This is a genomic window from Pectobacterium parmentieri, from assembly GCF_001742145.1.
Lineage (GTDB): Bacteria > Pseudomonadota > Gammaproteobacteria > Enterobacterales > Enterobacteriaceae > Pectobacterium > Pectobacterium parmentieri.
Map to the genome: position 1 here is coordinate 762,910 of NZ_CP015749.1, position 17,107 is coordinate 780,016.

Annotated in this window: 15 protein-coding genes; 5 read left to right on the plus strand and 10 right to left on the minus strand. The window is 52.8% G+C overall.

The window, feature by feature from the left end; translation table 11 throughout:
- Positions 1-53: 53 nt before the first annotated feature.
- The 9 genes from A8F97_RS03325 to modE form a co-directional block, all read right to left on the minus strand.
- Positions 54-3,191, minus strand: coding sequence for an efflux RND transporter permease subunit (locus A8F97_RS03325; protein WP_015730888.1), 3,138 nt, complete (start codon positions 3,189-3,191; stop codon positions 54-56).
- Positions 3,188-4,681: an efflux RND transporter periplasmic adaptor subunit gene (locus tag A8F97_RS03330; protein ID WP_033071781.1), complete on the minus strand. Its 1,494-nt coding sequence runs from the start codon at positions 4,679-4,681 to the stop codon at positions 3,188-3,190. The genes A8F97_RS03325 and A8F97_RS03330 overlap by 4 nt, the downstream gene beginning before the upstream one ends.
- Positions 4,678-5,937 carry a TolC family protein gene (locus tag A8F97_RS03335; protein ID WP_033071780.1) on the minus strand — a complete coding sequence of 420 codons (1,260 nt, stop codon included), beginning with the start codon at positions 5,935-5,937 and terminating at the stop codon, positions 4,678-4,680. The genes A8F97_RS03330 and A8F97_RS03335 overlap by 4 nt, the downstream gene beginning before the upstream one ends.
- Positions 5,938-5,949: 12 nt before the next feature.
- Positions 5,950-6,300: a copper-binding protein gene (locus tag A8F97_RS03340; RefSeq protein ID WP_014700675.1), complete on the minus strand. Its 351-nt coding sequence runs from the start codon at positions 6,298-6,300 to the stop codon at positions 5,950-5,952.
- Between the two features lie 75 nt (positions 6,301-6,375).
- Positions 6,376-6,828: a hypothetical protein gene (locus A8F97_RS03345; RefSeq protein WP_014700674.1), complete on the minus strand. Its 453-nt coding sequence runs from the start codon at positions 6,826-6,828 to the stop codon at positions 6,376-6,378.
- 151 nt (positions 6,829-6,979) lie between these two features.
- Positions 6,980-8,026 (minus strand): galactose-1-epimerase, encoded by a 1,047-nt coding sequence (galM, locus tag A8F97_RS03350; protein WP_033071779.1) that lies wholly within the window; start codon positions 8,024-8,026, stop codon positions 6,980-6,982.
- A 265-nt stretch (positions 8,027-8,291) separates the two neighbouring features.
- Complete coding sequence (gene galE / locus A8F97_RS03355; RefSeq protein ID WP_015730884.1) at positions 8,292-9,311, minus strand: UDP-glucose 4-epimerase GalE; 1,020 nt, start codon at positions 9,309-9,311, stop codon at positions 8,292-8,294.
- A gap of 198 nt (positions 9,312-9,509) precedes the next feature.
- Complete coding sequence (gene modF, locus A8F97_RS03360; protein WP_014700671.1) at positions 9,510-10,985, minus strand: molybdate ABC transporter ATP-binding protein ModF; 1,476 nt, start codon at positions 10,983-10,985, stop codon at positions 9,510-9,512.
- A 40-nt stretch (positions 10,986-11,025) separates the two neighbouring features.
- Positions 11,026-11,817, minus strand: a complete 792-nt coding sequence (modE, locus tag A8F97_RS03365) for a molybdenum-dependent transcriptional regulator (RefSeq protein WP_015730883.1) — start codon at positions 11,815-11,817, stop codon at positions 11,026-11,028.
- A gap of 195 nt (positions 11,818-12,012) precedes the next feature.
- Between modE and A8F97_RS22905 the strand changes: the two genes are divergently transcribed.
- From A8F97_RS22905 to A8F97_RS03390, 5 genes are all read left to right on the plus strand, one after another.
- The gene (locus tag A8F97_RS22905) at positions 12,013-12,168 is read left to right on the plus strand and encodes an AcrZ family multidrug efflux pump-associated protein (protein ID WP_033072070.1); all 156 of its coding nucleotides are present in this window, start codon (positions 12,013-12,015) and stop codon (positions 12,166-12,168) included.
- Between the two features lie 145 nt (positions 12,169-12,313).
- Positions 12,314-13,084, plus strand: a complete 771-nt coding sequence (gene modA, locus A8F97_RS03375) for a molybdate ABC transporter substrate-binding protein (protein ID WP_014700668.1) — start codon at positions 12,314-12,316, stop codon at positions 13,082-13,084.
- 2 nt (positions 13,085-13,086) lie between these two features.
- Positions 13,087-13,773, plus strand: coding sequence for a molybdate ABC transporter permease subunit (gene modB / locus A8F97_RS03380; RefSeq protein WP_014700667.1), 687 nt, complete (start codon positions 13,087-13,089; stop codon positions 13,771-13,773).
- Positions 13,773-14,831: a molybdenum ABC transporter ATP-binding protein ModC gene (gene modC, locus A8F97_RS03385; protein ID WP_014700666.1), complete on the plus strand. Its 1,059-nt coding sequence runs from the start codon at positions 13,773-13,775 to the stop codon at positions 14,829-14,831. The genes modB and modC overlap by 1 nt, the downstream gene beginning before the upstream one ends.
- Before the next feature lie 239 nt (positions 14,832-15,070).
- The gene (locus A8F97_RS03390; protein WP_015730880.1) at positions 15,071-15,934 is read left to right on the plus strand and encodes a sugar phosphate isomerase/epimerase family protein; all 864 of its coding nucleotides are present in this window, start codon (positions 15,071-15,073) and stop codon (positions 15,932-15,934) included.
- Between the two features lie 78 nt (positions 15,935-16,012).
- Here A8F97_RS03390 and A8F97_RS03395 read toward each other — a convergent pair whose 3' ends face one another.
- Complete coding sequence (locus A8F97_RS03395; RefSeq protein ID WP_014700664.1) at positions 16,013-16,993, minus strand: LacI family DNA-binding transcriptional regulator; 981 nt, start codon at positions 16,991-16,993, stop codon at positions 16,013-16,015.
- Positions 16,994-17,107 lie beyond the last annotated feature (114 nt).

A 17,107-nucleotide genomic window follows, 5' to 3' on the forward strand; every position in this document is an offset into this window, starting at 1 on the left:
GATGGCAAGCGTGATTTATCCGCAGGTTATTTGCGTAAAATCACGCTCGGGCTTTACCGTTTCAGCAAACCGGAATCTCCCTTGTGCAATAACAGGTAAACGGCTGGAATCACCAGCATTGACAGCAGGGGAGCGCTGACCATGCCGCCAATCATCGGTGCGGCGATCCGCTGCATGATTTCGGAGCCGCTACCGCCGCCCCACATAATGGGGAGCAGCCCTGCCATAATGGTTGCCACGGTCATCATTTTCGGCCGCACGCGCAGAACGGCACCTTCGTGAATGGCATCCATCAACTGTTGGCGCGAAAGTGCCTGACCAACCACACGGTGCTTTTCTACCGCATGGTTGAGGTACAGTAGCATGATGACGCCAAATTCGGCCGATACCCCCGCCAGTGCGATAAAGCCCACCGCACCGGCGACAGAAAGATTATAGTCAAGGAGATAGAGCAGCCAGACGCCACCTATTAGCGCGAAGGGTAACGTTGCCATAATCAGCAGTGCATCTTTGATGCGGTTGAAGGTGATATAGAGCAGCACGAAAATGATCAGCAGCGTGAAGGGGATGACGACCTTCATTTTCTCCGTGGCACGTTCCAGATACTCAAACTGCCCGGACCAGCTTAACGACACGCCTTCCGGTAGCGTGACTTGCTGGGCGACGGCTTGTTGCATGTCTTCAACGGCAGATTTCAGATCGCGGCCGCGCAGATCGACATAAATCCAGTCCGACAGTCGACTGTTTTCGCTTTTCAACATGGGCGGCCCTTCGCTGACGCGAACATCGGCCAGCTCGGCCAGTGTGACTCTGCTACCATTGGCTGTCACGATGGGTAGGTCACGCAACTTTTGTAGCGAATCGCGTAATTCACGTGGGTAGCGGATATTGATGGGGTAGCGCTGACGACCCTCAATGGTTTCACCAATGTTTTGCCCGCCAATTAGCGTAGCCACCACCGACTGCAGTTCCTCGACGGACACGCCGTAGCGTGCGGCACGCTGACGGTCGATATCAATATCGATATATCGCCCTCCGGCTAACCGTTCAGCCAGCGCAGACGTCACGCCTGGAACCTGTTTTACCACCTGCTCGATTTGCGCGGCAGTACGTTCGATATCCTCCAGATTATTGCCGTTAACCTTAATACCCACCGGACTTTTGATTCCGGTAGCCAGCATGTCCAGTCGGTTGCGGATCGGCGGCACCCACACGTTGGCAATACCCGGCAAGTTGACAGTGCGATCCAGCTCGGCAACCAGCGTGTCCATCGTCATACCCTCGCGCCATTGATCGCGTGGTTTCAGCCTGATCGTGCTTTCCAGCATGGTCAGCGGTGCTGGGTCAGTCGCCGTGTCGGCACGGCCTGCTTTGCCGAAGACCGACTCGACTTCGGGTACTGTTTTAATTAACCTGTCCGTTTGTTGCAGCAGTCGGCCTGCTTCCCGTGCGGAGATGCCGGGCAGAGTAGAGGGCATATACAGTAGGTCGCCCTCATCTAGCGGCGGCATAAATTCGCTTCCCAAACGGCTGAGCGGAAATAGCGTCAGTAGCAGTAACAGACCAGAAACCAGCAGCGTGATTTTTGGGTAGCTCAATACCTTTTGTAGTACAGGATGATAGAGCGCGATCAGCCAACGGTTAATTGGATTCGCCTGCTCGTCCGGTATCTTTCCGCGAACGAAATACCCCATTAACACCGGCACCAACGTAATCCCTAATCCCGCAGCGACGGCCATGGCATAGGTTTTAGTAAAGGCCAGCGGTGAAAACATGCGGCCTTCCTGCGCCTCCAATGAGAACACAGGCACAAACGACAGCGTAATGATCAGCAGGCTGCAAAACAGCGCGGGGCCCACTTCCACCGCTGCTCGTTCTGCTAGCTGCCACCACTCGTTATTCTGCGGCTGTTTTCCCGGGTTTTCATGTCGCCACTGTTCAATGACTTTATGCATGTTTTCTATCATTACGATGGCGGCATCCACCATTGCGCCGATGGCAATCGCGATACCGCCCAGTGACATGATGTTAGCGTTCACCCCCTGATAACGCATGATGATGAATGCCCCCAGAATCCCCAGCGGAAGGCTGATGATCGCGACTAACGCTGAGCGGAAGTGAAACAGGAACAGGGCGCAGATGACCGCGACGACGGCAAATTCTTCCAGCAGTTTGAAGCTCAGCGTGTCGATGGCGTGTTCAATCAGTTGTGAGCGATCGTAGGTTGGTACGATCTCCACGCCCGCAGGCAGGCTTTTTTGTATTTCCTGTAACCGCGCTTTGACGGCATGCAGCGTATTCAGCGCGTTTTTGCCATAGCGCATAACGATGATGCCGCCTGCTACTTCACCTTCACCGTTCAGTTCGGCGATACCACGCCGCATCTCCGGGCCTTCGCGAAGCGTTGCCACATCTTGCAATAGCACGGGAATGCCGTTGCGGGTGGTAATCACCACGTGGTTAAAGTCTTGTGCGGTTTTCAGATAACCGGTGGTGCGTACCATGTACTCGGCTTCACCCAACTCCAGCACCGAGCCACCGTTTTCCTGATTGGCTGCCTGAACGGCGCTCACAATCTGCTGGTGGGTGATACCCTGCGTCCTCATACGTTCTGGATCGACGACGATCTGATACTGTTTGACCATGCCGCCCACGCTGGCGACTTCTGCCACATCGGGCACGGTTTTCAGCTCATATTTCAGCAACCAGTCCTGAAAGCCGCGTAAATCGGCCAGACTGTATTTTCCGCTGCGATCGACCAGCGCGTACTCGTAAATCCAGCCGACGCCAGTGGCATCCGGGCCGAGCGAGGTTTTGGCCTCGGCAGGCAGGCTGGATTGCACCTGACTGAGATATTCCAGTACGCGGGAACGTGCCCAATAAGGATCGGTGCCATCTTCAAACAGCACATAGACGTAGGCATCGCCGAACATGGAGAAGCCCCGTACCGTTTTGGCACCCGGAACGGAAAGCATGGTGGTGGTTAATGGGTAGGTCACCTGATTTTCCACTACCTGCGGTGCTTTCCCCGGATAGCTAACGCGAATGATGACCTGAACATCAGACAGATCGGGTAGGGCATCCAGCGGCGTTTTTTGCAGAGAAAGCAGGCCCCACGCTGCCATGAACAGCGCAGCCAGTAAAACCAGCAGGCGGTTTTTAAGTGACCAGCGAATCACGTAGGCAATCATGGATGACCTCCGTGTTCGGCATGCGGATTGTTAGCGGACAAAAAATGCAGAATGTGAATCCCGTTGTCATCCATAGTGAACTGGATGTTGACGGTACTGCCGACACCCACACCCTGTGGCAACCCTGACGACGGCAGCGTGAAATCCATCGTCATCGGTGACCAGTTGAGTGCCGGAACGGCTTCATGCTCAATGGTGATCTGGTTGCTGTTTATCGCTTTGATCACTCCTTGCGTTTGATAGCCTGCGGGAGCTGTAGGTGTTGTTGATGCTTCAGCACCAAACTGCGGTAAGGCGCTGCGCAGGCTGGCTTCGGAGTCAATCAAGAACTGACCGGAGGTGACCACATTGTCGCCTTCTTTCAGTCCATCAATGATTTCCACCCAGTCGCCCATCGATGCGCCTGCAGTGATGTGACGTGGAGTAAAATGGCCGTTACCGTCGCTTAGCAAGACACGATTTTGGCTACCGCTGACCAACAAGGCCTCCTGCGGGATCGCCAGACGCGACTGTGCCTGAGCGTGAGAAAGCTGTACGGTCAGGTACATGCCGGGTTTAAGTTGCTGCTGCGGATTGTCGAGTATGACGCGTGCTTTTAACGTGCGTGTGGCGCTATCCAATACGGGCAGCAGTTCGCTGATTTTGCCGCGGAAGGTTTTACCCGGCCAGGCGGCGCTGGTGGCACCGATATCGCTGCCGATCGTTAACTGCGCGGCCTGCGTCTCGGGATAATCGACATCAATCCAAACCGGATTCAGGCTGGCAATCTCGAATAGCGGCTGAGCAGGGCTCAACTGCATACCCTGTCGCACCTCTAGTTTATTCACGTAGCCATCTTCTGGTGCGATAATCGCGATCCTATCCTGCGGTTTGCCGCTACGCTCGACTTGGAGAATAATCGCTTCCGGCATGAAGAGCAGCGCCAGGCGCTGGCGAGCCGATTGGGTCAGCATTTTGTCGCCCAGGTGCCGTACCGCCAGATATTCGTGCTGTGCCGCTGCCCAGGTTGGGTTCCACAATATGGCTAGCGTCTCGCCTTTCTTCACCTGTTGTTGCAGCGCGTTGACCGTGAGTTTCTCGACAATACCACCACTAGGTGCGACCAGCGTGTGCAATCCGCGTTCGTTGAGCGCGACGGTGCCGTAACCCGTGCTGCGGTCGGCAAGTTCGCGCATTTCTGCGCGGGCTGTGCGAACGCCAAGATTTTGCTGCTGCCGGGCGCTGACGGTGACTCCGCCGTCTTCCTGCACATCATCGGCATAGCGGGGAACCAATTCCATATCCATAAAGGGCGATTTTCCCGGTTTGTCGAACCGCTTATCTGGCACCATTGGGTCGTACCAATAGAGAACTGACCGTTCTGACTCTGTAGTAGGGGGGGAGAGTGATGTTTGCTGTTTACCCACCAGATAGCCCACGCTACCCGCGCTGAGAATAGCCAGCGTAATCAGGCTAAACATCAGTGATTTTCTCATTACTGTTTTGCTCATCGCGTAGGGTTTCCTTGTGGCGTCAGGTAGCGAATGGCGGCCCAATATTGAGCCATCTCCCGTGCGGTATCCTGAACGGCAATCCGGCTTTCGAGTAGCGCCCGGCGGGCGTCCAGTACGGCTGAAAGATTACTGCTGCCAGATTGATACTGAGCCTGAATCAGTTTGATACGCTGCTGTTGTAGCGGAAGAATCTCGTTATTCTGACGCTGCCAGCGTGACTGTGCGGCTTGATATTGGGCAATCAGCGTATCGAGCTGTGCCTGATGTTCTCGTTCGGTGAGCAAGACTTTGTCGCGCGCTTCCATACTGCGCGATACATCTGCGGCGTAGTCTTTATCCTGACGTTTAGATTTGAACAGCGGCAGATCGACCGTCACCATCATGCCCGCCATATCGTCGTAATCATCTCCGCGTTTCGCGTAATAGACTTCAACATCAACATTGGGGATGGCGGCAACGGCTGACTGTGCCGAGCGGGCCTGAGCTAGTTCGGCTTCACGCTGTGCCTGTTGCATTTCGGGATGCTGATGAATGGCGTTGCCTAACACCTCCGGTGAGGCGGGCAAGCGTTCAAAGCGGGGCAGTTCGCCGTTCACATTGATGTCCGCGATACCGGTAAGCTGCACCAGTCTGGCGTGCGCGATACGGGTATCTCGCTCGGCATCGGCCAGTCTGTCCTGCATGGCCGCCAGCGTCAGACGCGCATCCAGTACACTACTGGCTTCGCTGCCTGCTGCCACACTCGCTTTTTGCGAGGCGATCTGCCGCTGACTTTCGTTGACCAGCACCGCGACCTCGCTCAACGCTTTGCGCGAGAGCGCCAGATCTAGCCATGCCTGCGCGGTTTCCCGTTGCAGGCGAGCACGGATACTTTCGCTATTACTTTGCAGCGCATCGGCTTCTACCCGAATAGCCTGCGCTTTGCTATCACGCTTACGGCTGCTGACATAGGTTTGCATGACACCGATACGCTGCATCGTCATGCCTTCTCGCGTGAGTCGGCTACCGTTGTTGCCGCCTAATGGCAGGTTTTCGACGCCAAATTTTAGTTTAGGGTCGGGAAGTTGTGTGGCGGAGTCAGCCATGTTCTGTAGCGCGTTAATCTGGTGTTGATTGGCTGACAGATCGGCGGAATAACGTTCCGCCGCCTGTAAAGCCTGATCAAGACTCAGATCTGCCGCAAAAACGGCGGCAGGCAGCCACAGCAACATCGCCAGACACGCGCGCGCGGCGTCGTGTTTGGATACGTTCATGATGTGCTCCGGTTAAGGCTGCTGTGGCGTAATCGCGGTCAGGGTATAGCCGCTATCAGTTTGGATAAAACTGAACGTGACTGGCGTATTAACAGCGAGTGGCGTTATTTCGCTCGTTGATGGCAGTGTGAATGCCATTGTCATCGCTGGCCATTTTAGGTCGGCAACCGGGGCGTGAGAGAGCGTGACGCTGTCGGCGTTCCACTGCTTAACAATCCCGGTAGTCTGATAAACGGCAGTCGCCGCAGGGGGAGTGGTATGCATCATCGCATGGTGCTGGTGGTCGTTTGCCCACACCGGGGAGATAAAAGAAGAAACGAAAAAAATCAGGCTGCTGATAATAGCCGAATAAGTGATACGCATAGAAATAATCCCAATAAAAGTTATTGATAAACAAAAGTTTGCGCTCGATGGCGCAGGTGTTATCAATCGCTTGGGTTATTCTCTGAATCGGCAGAAGCGGATCTCAGCCGGAGGGCCAGCCGCAGGAGGAGAGAGCCAGGTATCGCATGACTGATTCAGTGTGACAGAGTGATCCGCTAACACCAGTTCGCTACTGACAGGCAACGCTAATAATGCCAGTGAGCCATTATCCTGCTTCACGCTATCCGGCACGCAGTGCTTTTCACACAGCGGCGTTTGCTGGTCCGTTGCGTAAGACGCTTTCGTCGCATGATGAGCGTGAGGCGATAAGGGTTGAGCATCACCCTGTTGCAGATGTGCTTGATGCTGGATCGCGGGGGATGCCTGACTGAGCGTCATGTCGCATTGATGACCTGCGATAGCTAATTGTGCATTCAGGAAAAGCCAGCACAGCGCCAATAGCCATCCCCACCTGCCTTTATGGCGCAGATGATGGATGAATAGTGGAGACCGTGATGATGTGGACATTGCATTTCCTTTTTGGGCGTCATTGCAGTGTAAGCGTCTACGCTGGAAGGGGGCAAGCGGGGAATGGCATAGTTTTGTAAAGTCGTTTTGTAAATTGACAGGTATCCACCTGCCAATGTTATCAATGAGTTAATTACATTTAATCGTTCGGTTACTGGATGAGGAACTGGTACGTGGTATCCGAGCGATAGATTTTCCCCGGCTTCAGCCAGCAGTCAGGCTGCGGCCAGTCTGGATGGTTCGGGCTATCAGGCAGGAATTCGCTTTCCAGCGCGACACCAGCATAGTTTTCATACTGGCCACCGTCCCGTGAGGGAGTTCCAGCCAGAAAGTTGCCGCTATAGAGTTGTAAGGCGGGGGCGCTGGTGAAAACGCTCATCAGCACGCGACCATCAGGTGACCATAGATTGGCCGCAGGGCTTTCGCTGGAACCACAGGTGCGATGCAATAAGTAGGCGTGATCGTAGCCGCCGACGGCCATTTGAACGCTGTCACGCAGGAAATCTTCTTCCAGCGTTTTCGGCTGGCGGAAATCCATTCCAGTAGCGTTTACCGGCGTCAGATCGGCGTTGGGAATCCCCGCGCTATTGACCGGCAAATAATAGTCGGCAAACAGTTGCAACTGGTGCTTACGTACATCAGTCGGCGCGCCATCAAGGTTGAAATACGCATGGTTAGTCAGACAGACAGGGCAGGCTTTTTCTACCGTTGCCTGATACGATATTTCCAGCGAATTATGCTCGGTCAGTGCGTAGGTCACCTGTACGTTGAGATGTCCCGGATACCCTTGATCGCCATCTGGTGAGTGCAATTGGTAAGTAACTTGCGTCGCATCGTGACTGATAATTCGCCAACGGCGGGCATGGAAACCTTCCGGGCCACCATGCAACTGGTGTTCATTCTGATTTGGAACCAGATGAAAGATTTCTGCCTCTCGGCTGAATGTGGCTTTGGCTATGCGGTTAGCATAGCGGCCAATTGATGCACCAAGATAAGCCGTCTGTTGCGGATACTGTTCGGGCGAGGCGCAGCCCAATAGCACTTCTCGCACCTCACCCTCTGATAGAGGAAGTTCACAGGAAAGCCAGGTTGCCCCCCAGTCCATTAGGCAAACACGCATACCCGCCTGGTTCTGCAAGGTCGTTAATTGAAACGGCTGACCATCTGGTGCCAGCGTGCCAAGATTTTCATTCAACATAACTTGCTCCTGTAGAGGCCCGACAAGATAGAGGGCGGCGATGTGCGTAATGTTGGGGAAGGTAACAGAAATCAGTTCTGCTTATACTCGCCATACTTCAAGTTGCGTGTGCGTGTGCGTTGGCTACGCTACTCGACCCACTTGCGTGGGCCTCGCTCTAAAGAGCCAACGCCCTGCGTTGTTTAAAACGTTAACGTTTTGTCCTGAAACTTGAATTATTTAAAGTAGTTATCCCCTAATTCGTCACCGGGCATAAAAAACGCTGCTACGCCTCTTCGTATCCATTGGGATGGTTGGACTGCCAGCGCCAGGTGTCCTGCGCCATTTCTTTTAATGAGCGCGTGACTCGCCAGTTAAGATCTTTCGCTGCACGTCCGGCATCCGCCCAATAAGCAGGTAGATCGCCCTGACGGCGCGGAGCAAAATGGTGAGCCAGCGGTTTACCACAGGCTTGGCTAAAAGCTTCCACAACCTGTAATACACTGTAGCCTACGCCTGCTCCGAGGTTGTAAATGTGCACACCAGCACGATTTTGCAGGGTATTCATGGCGGCGATATGGCCGTCGGCCAGATCGACGACGTGGATGTAGTCTCGAACACCAGTACCATCAACGGTAGGGTAGTCATTACCGAAAATCGCCAGCGAGTCGCGACGCCCGACAGCAACCTGAGCGATATACGGCATCAGATTATTGGGAATGCCCTGTGGATCTTCGCCCATCTCACCGGATGGATGTGCGCCAACTGGGTTGAAATAGCGCAACAGCGTAATACTCCATTCTGGCTCGGCATGCTGTAAGTCTTGCAGGATTTGCTCAACCATCAACTTGCTGCGGCCATAGGGGCTAGCGGGGTGTCCCGTTGGGAAACTTTCCTGATAAGGCGTGTGTGGTTGATCGCCATAGACGGTGGCGGAAGAGCTAAAAATCAGGTTTTTCACGCCCGCTTTCTTCATCGCCTCAACCAGCACGAGCGTACCGTTGACGTTATTGTCATAGTAACTCAGCGGTTCACGCACGGATTCCCCCACCGCTTTTAAGCCGGCAAAGTGGATGACGGAATCAATAGAATGTTTAGCGAGAATATCGTCCAGCAGTGCGCTGTCGCGGATATCTCCTTGATAAAAAATGGGCGCTTTATCCGTTAAACGTGTAATGGTTTTAACGACGCTAGCCTTGCTATTGCACAAGTTATCGAGGATGACGGGAGTGTGCCCGGCTGCCAGCAATTGTACACAAGTATGACTCCCTATGTAACCGCTACCACCAGTGATGAGAACGTTCATAATGACCTCTATTATCGCAATGTTGCAAAATAACATGGCTAGATACTGAAAAAGGTGATCTACAGCGAGAATCCGCCTCTGTTATCGATGGTTTTTTTACGAATAAACGTAGTGAAACGTAGGCTATAGTGTAAATGAGCCTGGTCTTCTACCCTACATTTTATTTTGTGGTAGCGTTATCATCCCTGTTTTTAGGCATTATTTACATAACTCATCAATCTGATAGCGATAGATGTCGTTATGCGGAACGAAAGTGAGCCGGTGTGTGATGCACTCGGGCGCATCTTCCGCGTGGTGGGAGACAAAGAGTAGCTGTGTTTCCCCTTCGCCAATCAAGATATCCAGCCAGCAGCGTACCAACTGGCGATTGAGCGGATCGAGCCCCTGTAAGGGTTCGTCAAGAATGAGCAGAGCGGGGTGCTTGACTAATGCACGAGCAATCAGCGTCAGGCGCTGCTGACCCCAAGAAAGCGACTGAAACGGTGTATCGGCGATAGCGCCATTGAGTCCAAGCAGGGTAAGCCATTGTTCGGTTAGATGGTGCTGACGGTCGGAGACAGCTTGATAAATACCGATAGAGTCAAAGAATCCAGAGAGGATAACGTTACGCACGCTAGTGCTGACGCGGTAGTCCAGATGGAAACTGCTGCTGACATAACCGATGTGGCGCTTGATATCCCAGATCGTTTCACCGCTGCCGCGTTTACGGCCGAACAGGGTGAGGTCATTGCTGTAGCCTTGTGGGTGATCGCCAGTAATCAGGCTGAGCAGTGTCGATTTTCCTGCGCCATTTGGCCCGACAATCTGCCAATGCTGGCCGGACAAGACTTCCCACGTTAGTTCGTGAAGAATAGGGCGATCGTTGTACTGTACCACGCCGTTGCGCAGCAGAATGCGTGCTTCATCGGTGGGAAGTGTCATATATTGAAGTGGATGTTCGGGTTCTGGCAGCGAGCTTCCAGATAGCTTTTCGCTAAAAGCGAGCTGGGCCACCAGCGCCTCAGAGAGGATCGCTTCACGCTCGCCAACGCGGGTCAGCGTACAGTCTGCCAGCACACCAACATGGTTGATAAAGTCAGGGATGTCGTCAAAGCGGTTGAGAATGAGCACCAGCGTATAGCCGCTGTCCGCCAGTTTCCGCAACTCATCGGCAAGCTGCTGGCGGGAGGCGACGTCTAGTCCGTCAAAAGGCTCATCAAGGATCAGCAGATCGGGGTGAGGCATTAGCGCCTGGCAAAGCATCGCCTTCCGAGTCTCCCCCGTAGAGAGGTACTTGAAGCGACGCTCCAGCAAGTGCGTAATGCCAAACTGGTGTGCCAACTGTTGGCAACGTGCTGGGTTGTTGAGGCTATCCTGAATCACTTCTGCCGTGGTGCGCCCGGTGTCATCTTCGCCTTCACTCAGCATGTCGGTGTTATTACGCTGCCATTCGTCAGAAACCAGTTTTTGTAATTGTTCAAACGACAGACGAACAGGGCATTGGAATCCCGTGGTGCGTTCACCATTCAAGAGAAGCAGTTCGCCGGATAACGCCCGCGCCAGTGCCGATTTACCACTTCCATTGGCCCCGACAAAGGCCCAACACTGGTTTTGTTTAAGCGTCAATTCGTCCAGACGCAGCATGCGGGTATCGCTGAGACGAAATAACCCCTGCATGATTTTCAACAATGACATCTTCTATCCCTCGTCAGTGATCTGTGGCATACCCGCGTGATTAACAAAGCGTGGCGATGATGACCCGGTCGGCATTAAAACAGGCTTTTACGTCCGTTCCCTGCTGTAGTTTTTGTTGCTCAAGCAAGGTATTCGGCACCATGGCACACAGGGTTTCGCCTCCGTTAAGCGTAATCAAAAGTTCGCTGTTCTCCACACCCTGCTGAATGGTCTGAATCCGCCCTGGTAGGACGTTATCAACGGCGGGCGCGGTAGAGGTGGCAGCGTATACATCGATCCACGGTGCTTTAATGAGTGCCAGTACCTCTTTCCCTTTCTGTAATTGCAGACGCTCGGCGCTTTGCTGCGTAATCAGTGCGCTGATCGCTGTTTTACCATCGGCGAGCAAAATATCCAGATGTTGTTGTACCTGTTCTTCACTTCGTGCGAGCACGGTTCCAAAAAATTGGTTACGTGCGCTGGTTTGCAGCGAGAAACGCGCGATGGCTGCCAGCAGGCTATCCAACGGCAACCCGTCTTCCTGTAATACATCAAAGGCTTTTTGCTGAATCTGTGCGAGCAAATCGTACAATTGGAGAAGACGTTCGCCATAACGAGTGAGTTGCGCACCGCCACCGCCTTTACCGCCGGTCATACGCTCGACGATGGTTTGCTCGGCCAGTTGGTTCATCTCATTGATGGCATCCCATGCGCTTTTGTAGCTAATCCCCGCCAGTTTGGCCCCCTGGCTGATTGAACCGGTATGACGAATTTGCTTGAGCAATTCAATACGCCGCGGGTCGGCGAATAAACGCTGTTGGAGTTTCAGGGTGAGAAGAATTTCGGCCTGCATAGTTAGAGCACCGTCGGTGAGTTTAATTGGCTGTATTGTCGCTATTTTCTTCATCAGGGGCAAATCGCACAAATAGACGCACTATTTTCTATTACTGCGGTAGACTACATGGCAATTACGACGATTTCGGCTTATCGTAAAATAGCGCATCAGGCGGCTAAAGTAGCGGTAACCGTTGCAATAAGTGAGGTAAGCATGTTGGAGTTGTTGAAGAGCCTGCTGTTTGCAGTGGCCATGGTTCCGGTGATGATGGTGCTGATTATGGGCTCAATTTATTGCCTGGGCGAAGTATTTAACGTGTTGTCCCGCATCGGCCATTCCGATGGTCAGCGCGTAAATAATCAGCACTGATTTACGATCCTTTTCTATTTTAATGTCCGGCGTTTGCCGGACATTGCTTTTCTACCTCTCCACATCTACCTCTTTAAAGCGCATGACAGTGCTTCATGATTCGTTATATCATTATTTACACAACGATAATTGTCAGGAGACAAGAATGAAGCCGCAATGGTTAAAATGGTTTGCCGCATTGACCCTCAGTGCAGGAATGGTGCTGCCCGCAGCAGCAGAAGATAAAGTCACGGTGTTTGCCGCGGCATCACTCACCAATGCGTTGCAGGAAATCGCCGCGCAGTATCAGAAAGAGAAAAACGTTGCTGTCGTGGCGTCTTATGCCTCTTCCTCAACGTTGGCGCGCCAGATTGAACAAGGTGCACCTGCCGATCTGTTCATCTCCGCTGACCAACAGTGGATGGACTATGCGCAGGATAAAAACCTGATGGATACTGCCACACGTCACACACTGCTGGGCAATGAGTTGGTGGTGATTGCGCCGAAGGCAAGTGCGCAGAAAGATATCAAAATTGATGATAAAACTGACTGGAAAAGCCTGTTGAAAGGCGGCCGTCTGGCCGTTGGCGACCCAGATCATGTGCCTGCCGGAATCTATGCTAAAGAAGCTTTACAGAATCTGAAAGCCTGGGATGAACTCTCCCCGCTGATGGCACGGGCTAACAACGTGCGTGCAGCTATGGCACTGGTGGAGCGAGAAGAAGCGCCGCTGGGCATTGTTTATGGTTCTGACGCGGTTGCCAGCGACAAAGTTAAAGTTGTCGGTACGTTCCCTGCCGCGAGCCACAAGCCTGTCGAATATCCAATGGCGGTAGTAAAAGAACATAAAAACCCTGCGGTTACTGGTTTTTATGACTACCTGAAAACGCCAGAAGCTGCAGCAGTGTTTAAACGTTATGGCTTTGCGCCGCGTTAACGATGCTGAGTGATTACGAATGGCAGGCTATTGAGCTGAGCCTCAAAGTATCCGTTGTGGCTGTGGCTTGCAGCTTGCCGTTTGGGATACTGATGGCGTGGGTTTTGGTACGCTGTCGGTTCCCCGGTAAGTCATTGCTGGATAGCATTATCCATTTACCACTGGTGCTGCCGCCAGTGGTCATTGGTTATTTGCTACTGGTGGCGATGGGAAAACGTGGCGTAATCGGTTCCTGGCTCTATGATTGGTTCGGCTTCAGCTTTAGTTTTAGCTGGCGCGGTGCTGCATTAGCGTCTGCGGTAGTCGCGTTTCCGCTAATGGTCAGAGCGATTCGTCTCTCGCTTGATGCTGTCGATACGCATCTGGAACAAGCCGCTAGAACACTGGGTGCCTCGCCTTGGCGCGTATTTTTCACCATCACTTTACCTCTCTCTTTTCCCGGAATTGTGGTTGGAACCGTATTGGCGTTTGCTCGCTCTCTGGGTGAGTTTGGCGCAACCATTACGTTTGTTTCTAATATCCCCGGCGAAACCCGAACCATACCACTGGCGATGTATACCTTGATTGAAACGCCAGGCGCGGAGGCGGATGCTGCAAGGCTATGTATCATTGCCATCGTCCTGTCGCTGGCAGCGTTGTTGGCATCGGAATGGCTAACAAACTGGAGCCGCAAGCGGTTGGGGGGATAATGCTACAACTCGATTTTTATCAACAACTGGGTAGCCTCGAACTCCACGTTCAGTCTGAATTGCCCGCGAACGGTATTACCGCGATTTTTGGCGTGTCCGGAGCAGGGAAAACGTCGCTGATCAACGCGGTTGTTGGCCTGACTCGGCCCGATAGTGGTCGGATTGTGCTTAATGAGCATGTGCTGGTGGATACGCAGCAGCGTGTTTTTCTTCCGCCAGAAAAACGGCATATCGGCTATGTGTTTCAGGATGCCCGTCTGTTTCCGCATTATCGTGTGCGCGGCAATTTGCGTTACGGTATGGCTGAAAAAATGGCATCGCAGTTTGATGACATTGTCAATTTGCTGGGTATTGAACATTTACTAAATCGCTATCCGTTGACGCTGTCTGGTGGCGAAAAGCAGCGTGTTGCGATAGGCCGGGCGTTGCTGACTGCGCCGGAGTTGTTGCTCATGGATGAACCACTGGCGTCGCTGGATTTGCCGAGAAAGCGTGAACTTTTGCCGTATTTGGAACGGCTGGCGAAAGAGGTCAATATTCCGATTCTGTATGTCAGCCACAGTTTGGAAGAAATAGTCCGGTTAGCCGATCATGTTGTGGTGCTTGATAAAGGCAAAGTGAAAGCACAAGGTTTGTTGGAGGATGTGTGGGCAAGCAGTGCACTACGTCCTTGGTTACCGAAAGACGAGCAGAGCAGTATTCTCAGTGCGCACGTGTTGGCTCAGCATGAGCATTACGCCATGACGGCATTGGCATTAGGCGACCAGCAGGTGTGGGTCGGAAAAGTCGAGTTGCCGCAGGACGCTGCATTGCGTATTCGCGTGAATGCTGCCGATGTCTCTCTGGTGCTACAGCCGCCGGAAAAAAGCAGTATTCGTAATGTACTGTGTGCCAGCGTGGTGGAGTGCATTGATGTCGACGAACAGGTTGAAGTGAAGCTTGCGATTGGTCAGCAGACGTTGTGGTCCCGTATCACGCCGTGGGCTCGGGACGATCTCGCGCTTCATCCAGGTCAAACGCTCTATGCGCAGATTAAGAGCGTGTCGATTACGGCGTAAACACAGGCCGAGCGATAGAGATGTGATCCGTATCGCTCGGTTTATCGTGTTAATTTCGTCAGTATTCTGTGACTAAGATAACAGAATACACATTGAGAGTGATTTTCAATTCGTTTTTCCTACCGTATGAACAGGGTAGTCAGATAAATTATTCCCGCGTTATTATTTTTTCACCATAAAAAGTAATCGATTACTTTTTTGTTTTCACCTGTACTACGGGATAAAAATAGGAGAAGGACATGCCTGCTATGACATTGTTGCGCCGTGTGTTTGCGATACCGCTGTTGTTGATGGTTTCATCAGGTCTGGCGCTTGCCGAGCGTCCAGCAGAAAATCAGAAAATCGCGTTGCAGATGTATACGCTGCGTAGCGTGAGTACGCTTGATGAGCAATTTTCCATGGCGCACAACGCTGGCTTTAAGGCGGTTGAGTTAGTGGGAACGCACGATATTAGTGCGCCAGAAATGAAGGGGTTGCTGGGCAAATATCAGTTGAAAGCCATTGCGGCGCATGTCCAGTTTGGCGAGCTGAAAAGTAATATGTCTGAGGTTGTGGCCTTTAACAAGGTGATAGGCAACCGCATGATTATCGTGCCGTGGCTCAATGTTGAAGACCGACCGAATAGCGCAGAGGGATGGCAGCGCTTTGGTGTGGAAATGAACGACCTTGGGCGTGAACTGAAGAAGCAGGGCATGCAGTTGGCTTATCACAATCATAATTTTGAGATGAAGAAGTATCGCGGTAAAACGGCGCTGGAAATCATGTTAGATGCCGCAGAGCCAGAGAACCTGATGCTGGAAATGGATGTCGCTTGGGTATCCCGAGGAGGGCAGGATCCTGCGCGCCTTCTGCGCCAATACAAAGGCCGTATCTACTCGATTCATGCGAAAGACAATACTTCCATCGGTATCCGTGATGATGAAATGAACTTTGCTCCACCGGGCGAAGGTATTTTGGCATGGGAAGAAATTATCCCTGCGGCGACTAAGGCGGGTGCACACTGGTTTGTTGCTGAGCATGACTTGCCGAAAGATCCACAAGCCATTATTTCCGCGGCCTACCAGTCGTTGTATGAAAAGCTAAGTAAGGTAAAAAATAAGTAAGAAGCGGAAATATCAACCTGCGGTCAGCGAACCGCAGGTTATCAGAAGTAGGATTGCGAAAGGTGAATGTAGCGTGAGTTAGCTGGATGCCCGTTCGACAAACGTCCATTCCAGTAAACGCTTTTCTGTTGCGCTGTCAGGTTGGTCGATCTGTTGCAATAGCAGCTTCACGGCTTGTCTGCCGATATGTGCAGACGGCTGCTGAATGGTGCTGAGCTGGGGGGAAGTGATGTAACCCAGCTCCGAGCCGTCGAAACCGATGACGGCAATATCCTGTGGCGCACTCAGCCCCGCCTCGCAGATTGCCGACAATGCGCCTGCGGCCAGCGTATCGGACACCACAAAGACGGCATCCGGCCTATCTGGGGCGCTAAGTAGCTCGTTCATTGCCGCTTTTCCACCTTGGTAGCTCAACGCGTTGGCGTATTCTACCCTGTCATAATCAAACGCATTCTCCGCGAGCGCGTCGCGATAACCTTTTTCTCGCTGCTGGGCGTAGAGGTAATTCATATCGTGGTTAATCATGGCGATACGGCGGCGGCCTTTGCCAATAAAGTGATTAATCACAAAACGGGATGCCTCTGCGTTATCAATACCGACGGATGAAATAGCAGACGTATCGTCATGCTCGGCGCACTGCACCCAAGGTGCGTTGCCAATCATGTCCTGAAGCGCAGAAAGCGTCGAAATAGCGTCCATGGTGATCACACCATCGACCATTTTACCGGACAGCAGTTGCAGGCTGGAGTGGGCGCGAACGATATCGGCACCTGAATTGCACAGCAGAATGCGGTAGCCGTTTTCTTCCGCTTCCGCCTCAATGCCTTTCACCACATCGGCGCAGAAAGGGTTGGCAATGTTGGAAACCATGACCAATAACATCTGGCTGCGCGCGGTACGTAGCTGGCGGGCCAGTAAGTTCGGCTGATAATTGCTGCTTTTTATCGCATTGAGAACACGTTCCCGGTTTTGCGGCTTCACGGTACCAATGTTGTTCAACACCCGTGAAACGGTGGCAACCGAGACTCCAGCTATCCGTGCTATTTTTTGAATCGACATAATTCAGAAGGCACTCACGCTACTTATGCTTGGCTGAGCAGATTACCATAAATATCTCTGGCTGCATCCCGCAGGCATCGCCCCTGCGGGATGAATATCATGGGGCCTGATACC

Coding starts and splice junctions, on each gene's coding strand:
- A8F97_RS03325 (WP_015730888.1), bottom strand. CDS start 3,191: ATGATTGCCTACGTGATTCGCTGGTCACTTAAAAACCGCCTGCTGGTT.
- A8F97_RS03330 (WP_033071781.1), bottom strand. CDS start 4,681: ATGAGCAAAACAGTAATGAGAAAATCACTGATGTTTAGCCTGATTACG.
- A8F97_RS03335 (WP_033071780.1), bottom strand. CDS start 5,937: ATGAACGTATCCAAACACGACGCCGCGCGCGCGTGTCTGGCGATGTTG.
- A8F97_RS03340 (WP_014700675.1), bottom strand. CDS start 6,300: ATGCGTATCACTTATTCGGCTATTATCAGCAGCCTGATTTTTTTCGTT.
- A8F97_RS03345 (WP_014700674.1), bottom strand. CDS start 6,828: ATGTCCACATCATCACGGTCTCCACTATTCATCCATCATCTGCGCCAT.
- galM (WP_033071779.1), bottom strand. CDS start 8,026: ATGTTGAATGAAAATCTTGGCACGCTGGCACCAGATGGTCAGCCGTTT.
- galE (WP_015730884.1), bottom strand. CDS start 9,311: ATGAACGTTCTCATCACTGGTGGTAGCGGTTACATAGGGAGTCATACT.
- modF (WP_014700671.1), bottom strand. CDS start 10,985: ATGTCATTGTTGAAAATCATGCAGGGGTTATTTCGTCTCAGCGATACC.
- modE (WP_015730883.1), bottom strand. CDS start 11,817: ATGCAGGCCGAAATTCTTCTCACCCTGAAACTCCAACAGCGTTTATTC.
- A8F97_RS22905 (WP_033072070.1), top strand. CDS start 12,013: ATGTTGGAGTTGTTGAAGAGCCTGCTGTTTGCAGTGGCCATGGTTCCG.
- modA (WP_014700668.1), top strand. CDS start 12,314: ATGAAGCCGCAATGGTTAAAATGGTTTGCCGCATTGACCCTCAGTGCA.
- modB (WP_014700667.1), top strand. CDS start 13,087: ATGCTGAGTGATTACGAATGGCAGGCTATTGAGCTGAGCCTCAAAGTA.
- modC (WP_014700666.1), top strand. CDS start 13,773: ATGCTACAACTCGATTTTTATCAACAACTGGGTAGCCTCGAACTCCAC.
- A8F97_RS03390 (WP_015730880.1), top strand. CDS start 15,071: ATGCCTGCTATGACATTGTTGCGCCGTGTGTTTGCGATACCGCTGTTG.
- A8F97_RS03395 (WP_014700664.1), bottom strand. CDS start 16,993: ATGTCGATTCAAAAAATAGCACGGATAGCTGGAGTCTCGGTTGCCACC.